The sequence below is a fragment of the uncultured Dialister sp. genome (assembly GCF_937959425.1).
Lineage (GTDB): Bacteria > Bacillota > Negativicutes > Veillonellales > Dialisteraceae > Dialister.
Map to the genome: position 1 here is coordinate 1 of NZ_CALGPS010000086.1, position 6,724 is coordinate 6,724.

Annotated in this window: 5 protein-coding genes; all 5 read right to left on the reverse strand. The window is 53.7% G+C overall.

From position 1 onward, the window contains the following. Window positions 1–680 precede the first annotated feature (680 nt). Genes Q0482_RS03455 through Q0482_RS03475 form a run of 5 tightly spaced genes read right to left on the reverse strand, consistent with a single transcriptional unit; the run spans window position 681 to window position 6,364 of the window. A complete protein-coding gene (locus Q0482_RS03455; RefSeq protein WP_299143422.1) occupies window positions 681–1,355 on the reverse strand; it encodes a TetR/AcrR family transcriptional regulator in 675 nt (224 codons plus the stop codon). A gap of 10 nt (window positions 1,356–1,365) precedes the next feature. Next, the gene (locus tag Q0482_RS03460) at window positions 1,366–2,484 is read right to left on the reverse strand and encodes an ABC transporter permease (protein ID WP_299143425.1); all 1,119 of its coding nucleotides are present in this window, start codon (window positions 2,482–2,484) and stop codon (window positions 1,366–1,368) included. Next, the gene (locus tag Q0482_RS03465; protein ID WP_299143428.1) at window positions 2,481–3,584 is read right to left on the reverse strand and encodes an ABC transporter permease; all 1,104 of its coding nucleotides are present in this window, start codon (window positions 3,582–3,584) and stop codon (window positions 2,481–2,483) included. Before Q0482_RS03465 ends, Q0482_RS03460 begins: the two co-directional genes overlap by 4 nt. Then, window positions 3,560–5,338: an ATP-binding cassette domain-containing protein gene (locus Q0482_RS03470; RefSeq protein ID WP_299143431.1), complete on the reverse strand. Its 1,779-nt coding sequence runs from the start codon at window positions 5,336–5,338 to the stop codon at window positions 3,560–3,562. Before Q0482_RS03470 ends, Q0482_RS03465 begins: the two co-directional genes overlap by 25 nt. A gap of 6 nt (window positions 5,339–5,344) precedes the next feature. Further along, window positions 5,345–6,364 carry an efflux RND transporter periplasmic adaptor subunit gene (locus Q0482_RS03475; RefSeq protein WP_299143433.1) on the reverse strand — a complete coding sequence of 340 codons (1,020 nt, stop codon included), beginning with the start codon at window positions 6,362–6,364 and terminating at the stop codon, window positions 5,345–5,347. Between the last annotated feature and the right edge of the window lie 360 nt (window positions 6,365–6,724).

The following is a 6,724-nucleotide window of genomic DNA, read 5'->3' on the forward strand; positions in this document are numbered from 1 at the left end:
ACTGACGTGGTCCCCCCACCCCCGAGTGCGGGGGTGGGCAAGTTTATGGGGAAAAGGAACCGCGCCACTACATACCTTGCCCCCCTGTCCAGGGGTGTGTGGCGAGCGCCTATATACTCTCTTGCGCCCCCCTGCTTGTCAGGTGGCAAGGGAACTGGATTCGCAGGGAGTCGATAGACGACTGAGAATCCAGTGACACGCTTCCCACCGGGGCGGGAGAGGGCCACGCAGTGGCGAGGGGGGATTGCCAAAGGCATGCTGCCTGCGGCAGCTGATATAAAATATGGGCCGTGAAAAAATGATTTACATTTTTTCACAGCCCGCAAATCACATTCTTTCCCGCCGCCCGCTGTCATCCTAGCGGCAGCGAAGGATCTCGGTACATATAGATAGTGTCACATTGCCGGTAAATACCAAACGGCGGGAAATTGCCTATGTTATGCTTCTTCCTGTTCTGTTTTCTTCCTGCCGACTAGCTATTTAAGGAGTCCTATGACGAAGCAGTGCATAAAAATTCTTATAAAAGCAGACTCTATGAATTAATCAGTGCTTCCCTAGTATTTATAATCAATCCGTCACTTGCTGCTTGTACCGAGATTCTTCACTTCGTTCAGAATGACCTGTCCGGCAGGAAGGGAGTCCGACGTCTGACCGTCTGTCGGTCTCCACCTCCTCAAACCTCAATTCTCAAATCTCTTCCCGCCCCACTTTTCCTTCAGCCGGTCCAGTCCGGCGAAGACGAATTCTTTCAGCATGTCCGCTTCTTCCACTTTTCCTTCCTTTTCTCTTCCGGCAAGGCCGTACATGACAAGACCCATCTGCCCATGGCCGGAGAGGAGAAAGATGAGAACCGGGGAGAGGGCGGCCAGGAAGGCCTGGGGAACTCTTGGATCATCTTCGGGAATGTTCAGGTAGGCGGAAAGCATGTGCAGCACCGGCGTCAGTTTTCTTCCTATATAGCTTTCAACAAAGCGGGAAAATACGGGGGAGGGATTAATCAGTTCCCGAATGCTGACCCTCACCTGCCAGCTTTCGGAAAAGAGGGCTTCTTTGATATAGAGGTCCAGAAGTTTCATGAGCTTGTCCCTGGGTGGTATGTTTTCATGGTCAATGACTTCGATTTCCCTGGGAGAAATGATATAGTGGTACACTTCATCCAGCACCGCTTTGTAGAGGCCTTCCCGGCTGCCGAAGTGGTAGTTCACGGCGGCCAGGTTTGTCCCTGCCATGCGGCAGATGTCCTTGCTGGTGGTGCGGTCAAAGCCCTGCTCCGCAATGAGGCGGCCGGCGCACTCTATGAGCTTTGCTTTCGTTTCTTCCCCGTCTTCTCTTGTATTTTTTTTGATGGATTTCATAGATTCACCTTCAATTCATATGATGGCGGAACAGGTATCCCGCTATGGTAAGTGTCACCAGTGAAATAGCGGCCAGGGGCACAAAGTTCCAGGCCAGCTGGCTAAACGTGAGCCCTTCCAGATAAATGCGCCGTATGAGTTCCAGTGCAAAACGCAGGGGGTCTGCGTAGGTAATGATCTGGAGGAATTCCGGCATATTCCGTACCGGCGTAATGATACCGGAGAGGAGGGCCATGGGGATCATGAACACGATGACATACACCAGCACCTGCTGCATATTTTTTGAAATGGAAGATACTATGAGACCGCAGCCGGTGGAACTCAGAAGATAAAAGAAAAGGGCTGTATAAAAGGTGATGAGTGAGCCTGCAAAGGGCACCTGGAACCAGAAGTAGCTGATGCAGAGCAGGATGGTGCACTGGATAAATCCGATAATCATAGGCGGCACCGCCTTGCCGATAAGAATCACCGCCGGAGACACAGGAGCCACCAGCAGCTGTTCAAAGGTACCTTCCTCTCTTTCTCTGGCCACGGAAAGGCCGGAAAGGAGAAATACCTGGGCAAAACTCAGAAGGCCGATAATGCCGGGAAGGAAGAACCATCGGGTAATCATGTTTGGGTTGAACCAGGTTCTGCTTTCTATGGAAACCGGGCTTTCCCGTCCTGCCATGTCCATGTTAAACCGGTTCACAATATGGGCGGCATAGGAGGCAGCAAGGCCTGCGGTCATGGTATTTCTGCCGTCCGTAATCACCTGGATATCCGCTTTTTCGCCGGTATAGAGTTTCCTTTCAAAATCCGCAGGAATCACCACCGCCATCACCGCATCTCCCCGGGTGATGTACTCCCCCATTTCCGAGGGACTCTGGAGGGTGGCTGCCCGGTGGAAAAGGCCGGTGCCATCAAAGCGGGCAAGGAGAGCGGAAGAAGCATAGCTTCTGCTTTCATCCACCGCCACATAGGGCGCATCTTCCAGATTGTAATTGGCCGCATAGCCGAAGAGAAAACCAAGGATGATGACCGGAATCACCACGATGCGGCGGGTGGCCGGGTCCTTCCACACCGCCATGATTTCCTTCTCGCAGATTACCTGGAGTTGCTGCAGGAATAGTTTGATTTCATCCATCATTCCACCTTCTTCTTCGTCATGCCGAAAGCGGCGCTTACAAAAAACAGGGCGTAAAGAAGCAGCAGTCCCCCCTCCTTCAGGAGAAGTCCGGCGTCCGTGCCGGAAAGGAAAAGGGTCCTGATGGAAATAAGGTAGTGGGAAAAAGGAAGCACATCCCCCACCGCCTGCACGAAGGCCGGCGTGGAGCGAAGGTCAAAGATGAAGCCTGACAGCACCAGACAGGGCAGGAAGCTGATAAGCAGGGAAAACTGGCAGGCCAGGAACTGCCTTTTCGTAACAGCGGAAATAACAAGGCCAATGCCAAGTGCCACCAGGAGGTACATCATGGATATCAGGAGAAGAGCGATGAGAGAGCCTTCCATAGGCACTTCAAAGAGGAAGCGGGAAAGCACAAGACAGATGGCCATGCCCAGAAGGGCTACGCAGAAATAGGGCACCATTTTAGCCAGCACCAGCTCCATGGGCTTTACGGGCGTCACAAAAAGGGACTCGAAGGTACCCCTCTCCCATTCCCTGGCCATGACCACGGAAGTCAGCATGACGCCTACGATGGTCATGATAAGCATAATGAGACCGGGAATGAAGAACCAGGTGCTGGAATTGGCATCATTAAACCACATGCGGGATACCATATGGATCCCGCCGCCGGTAAAACCTTCCTTTGCCATCCAGGCGGAAAGAGAGCTTTCCACATAGGAGGAGGTGCTCATGGCTGTGGCCGTTTCTACACCGTCCATGATAACCTGCACCCTGGCCCGTCCTTCATAGAGGGAAGTGGTGAAATCGGGAGGAATGTGGATAATCACATTTACATCCCTGTCCAGCAGCTTTTTTTCCGCCTCCGTCATGCTTGTCACATAGGTAGGTGAAAAGTAATCGGAGCCGTTAAGGAAGCTCACCGCATCCTGGGCCTTGGGGGACGCATCTTCCAGCACCACGGCGCAGGGCACGTTCTTCACATCCAGGGAAATGCCGTAGCCGATGATAAGGATGAGGATAATGGGGAGAACGATACCCAGCAGGAGGGAACTGGAATCCCTTCCCAGCTGAAGAAATTCTTTGTAAATCAGCGCCTTCATGCGCCGGCAGAATCCTTCCATGGATTTTTCTCTCCTTTCTTCCTTGCTTCATTCACTATTTTAATAAAGATATCATCCATATCCGCCCGAGGTGCATGGAGCTTCTGCCTGATTTCCGAAGGACTGCCGATGGCCAGAAGCTGCCCGTTGTCCTGTATCATGAAACGGTCGCAGTATTCCGCTTCCTCCATGAAATGGGTGGTAATGATGATGGTGGTGCCTTTGGCTGCCAAGGTCGTAATCTGGCGCCAGAAATTGCGTCTTGCCAGAGGATCGATGCCGGAGGTAGGTTCATCGAGAAAAAGAATCTTCGGCTCATGAATGAGGGCGCAGGCCATGGACAGGCGCTGCTTGTAGCCGCCGGGCAGGTCTCCTGCCTTCATATCCAGCCGGTCCTCCAGATAAAATTCCTTCACCACTTCTTCTATCCGCTTTTTCTTCCGGTTCGGCGCAAGGCCGTAAATGCCGCCGAAGAAATTGAGATTTTCCCTGACCGTCATATGGCTGTAGAGGGAAAACTTCTGGGCCACATAGCCGATATTGGCACGGGCCCTGGTTCTGGCCTTTCGAAGGTCCACCCCGGCCACGGAAAGAAACCCGCTTGTTTCCGGAAGTAAACCGCAGAGCATTTTGAAGGTGGTAGTCTTTCCTGCGCCGTTGGGGCCCAGAAGACCGAAGATTTCCCCCTTGTGCACCTTAAAGGACGTATTGGCCACCGCCGTGAAATCTCCGAACTTCTTCACCAGATTCCTGACTTCGATATTCACTTCATCAGACGGCCGCCCGCCTTCTTCCAGCGCCCTTTCACTTTCCGGCGAAGCCTTCAGCACGGAGGACTCCGCCTTCCTGAGAAGAATCATGAATCCATCCTCCAGGCGGGGCGTATCCTCCACCGCCTGCAGCCCCTTCTTTTCCAGATAAGGAATCTTCATGCCCTTTTCACGGGTGATGAAATGGACGTCGCCGCCCCGGGGCACCGCATCCACCACATGTTCATCATCGTCAAGAAGATGGGCCTGCAGAATCCGGGTGGGCGTCCCCTTCTTCGGCATGACCCGGTAAGTGCGGCCCTCACCTAAATGCCTTAAATCTTCCGGCGTGCCGTCCGCCAGGATATGGCCCTGGTTCAGCACGAACACATGACGGCACATTTCCGCCTCATTCATGTAGGCGGTACTGACAAAGATGGAAAGATGCTCTTCTTTCACAAACTCCTTCAGGATTTCCCAAAGCTCCTTTCTGGAAAGGGGGTCCACTCCCACCGTCGGTTCATCCAGTAAGAGCAGGTCCGGAGACCGCACCAGGGTACAGGCAAGTCCCAGCTTCTGCTTCATGCCGCCGGAAAGCTTTCCGGCAAATCGTCCGGTGAACCGCTCCAGTCCCATCATTTCCAGTATCTTTTGGAAACGGGCCGGCCGCTTTTCCTTCGGCACACCGTGAAGATCTGCGTAAAGATTCATATTTTCCGAAACCGTCAAATCCTCATAGAGGCCGAACTTCTGGGGCATATAGGAAATGCGGCTCTGGATTTCCTGCGCATCCTTTACGCTGTCAAGGCCCAGTACGGACAGGCTGCCGGAGGTAGGCACCATGAGGCCTGCAATGAGCCGCATGAGGGTGGTCTTTCCGGCGCCGTCGGGACCGATGACTGCCGTAAGCTCCCCCTTTTTTACAGAGAGGGACAGATGGTCCAGGGCAGGAAGCAGCTGTCCCTTCCTGATTTCAAAGGCCTTGTACAAATCACCGGCCCTGATTACCCATTCATCCAATGTCATCACCCTTTACAGTCCGATTTTTACCGTAGCCGGCATGCCCATGCGAAGTTTATTTTCCGGGTCCGTCACATATACCCTCACCTCATAGAGAAGAGCCGTGCGAAGTTCTGAAGTTTCCACATTTTTCGGCGTAAATTCAGCGGTGGAAGAAATATAGCCGATCTGCCCCTTCACCGGATTTTTGGCATCGCTGTCCGTATACACCTCTGCATCCATGCCTTCATGGATTTTGCCAAGGTCTCCTTCCTTCACATACACCCGCACCCATTTCTTCGTGTTCAGGGAAATACGGAACACCGGCTTCTGGGGAGACGCCATGTCCCCCACTTCCATGAGACGGGAACGGATGACGCCGTCCTGGGGCGCAATGAGTTCCGACTGGGACAGGGTATACTCCTCCTGCTTCAGCGTATTCTGCAGTGCATCCAGCTGGGCTTCTCCCGCAGCCACATCTTCGCTCCGGGGACCTGCTACAGCCAGATTCTGCGCTTCTTCTGCTTCGTTCACCTTTGCTTCCGCCACATGAAGCTTTGTCCTGGCATCTTCCAGCACCTGACGGCTCACAGACCTTCCGCCGGACGCATTAAAAGCATCCTCTTTTCTCTGGTAATCGGAGGCCAGAAAATCTTTTTCCGCCCTGGCTTCCTTCACCTTCGCCTCGGCGCTACGTAAATCCTCCGCCCTGGTGCCGTTGTGGAGCTTATCCACCACCGCCTGCTGGGCATCGATCTGGGAACGGGTAATATCCATGCGGTGCTCCAGGTCCGCCGTATCCAGCTTCGCCAGCACCTGCCCCTTCGTAACAGGGTCTCCTTCCTCCACAAAGATATCGGAAATACGATCACTGTTCTTAAAGGCCAGTGACACCTCCCGAAGGTCCACATTGCCATAGAGCACCAGCTGCCGGGCAGATTCCTCCGCCGCCTTATGGCTCCTGTACTCATAGCCCCCAAAGCCCACGGCCAGTACAAGAAAGACGGCTATGAGGACAGAGGCTTTTTTATGCTCCTTGAATTTTTCAAACATACTATGCACCTCGCATCTATCTAAAAGGTTCTCAAGTTTGACCGGCCCGCTGGGCGGTCGGGTTCTTAGGTTTGACGGGCCCTTCAGGCCCGAAGGTTGTGGTGGCGGCTGGCGCCGCAGATTTTATATGGCTGCTTTGTGGCCCGGGGTTCAGAGGGTTCCCTTCCCAATTTGATTGTCCCCCCGCCTGCGGGGTGGCAAGGGAACTGGATTTGTAGGGAAGCACAGCGACCCGAAAATCCAGTGACACGCTTCCCACCGGGGCGAAGGTGGTGCGTCAGCACCAAAGGGGGGCCTCTTTTCCATCGCGCTGTGCACATTCTGCAGAGAATGTGCAAGTCAGTCGAAGTTGGCCCATAG

What these genes read in the sequence shown, in the direction of transcription:
- Q0482_RS03455 (WP_299143422.1), bottom strand. Translation starts at nt 1,355, where the DNA reads ATGAAATCCATCAAAAAAAATACAAGAGAAGACGGGGAAGAAACGAAA.
- Q0482_RS03460 (WP_299143425.1), bottom strand. Translation starts at nt 2,484, where the DNA reads ATGATGGATGAAATCAAACTATTCCTGCAGCAACTCCAGGTAATCTGC.
- Q0482_RS03465 (WP_299143428.1), bottom strand. Translation starts at nt 3,584, where the DNA reads ATGGAAGGATTCTGCCGGCGCATGAAGGCGCTGATTTACAAAGAATTT.
- Q0482_RS03470 (WP_299143431.1), bottom strand. Translation starts at nt 5,338, where the DNA reads ATGACATTGGATGAATGGGTAATCAGGGCCGGTGATTTGTACAAGGCC.
- Q0482_RS03475 (WP_299143433.1), bottom strand. Translation starts at nt 6,364, where the DNA reads ATGTTTGAAAAATTCAAGGAGCATAAAAAAGCCTCTGTCCTCATAGCC.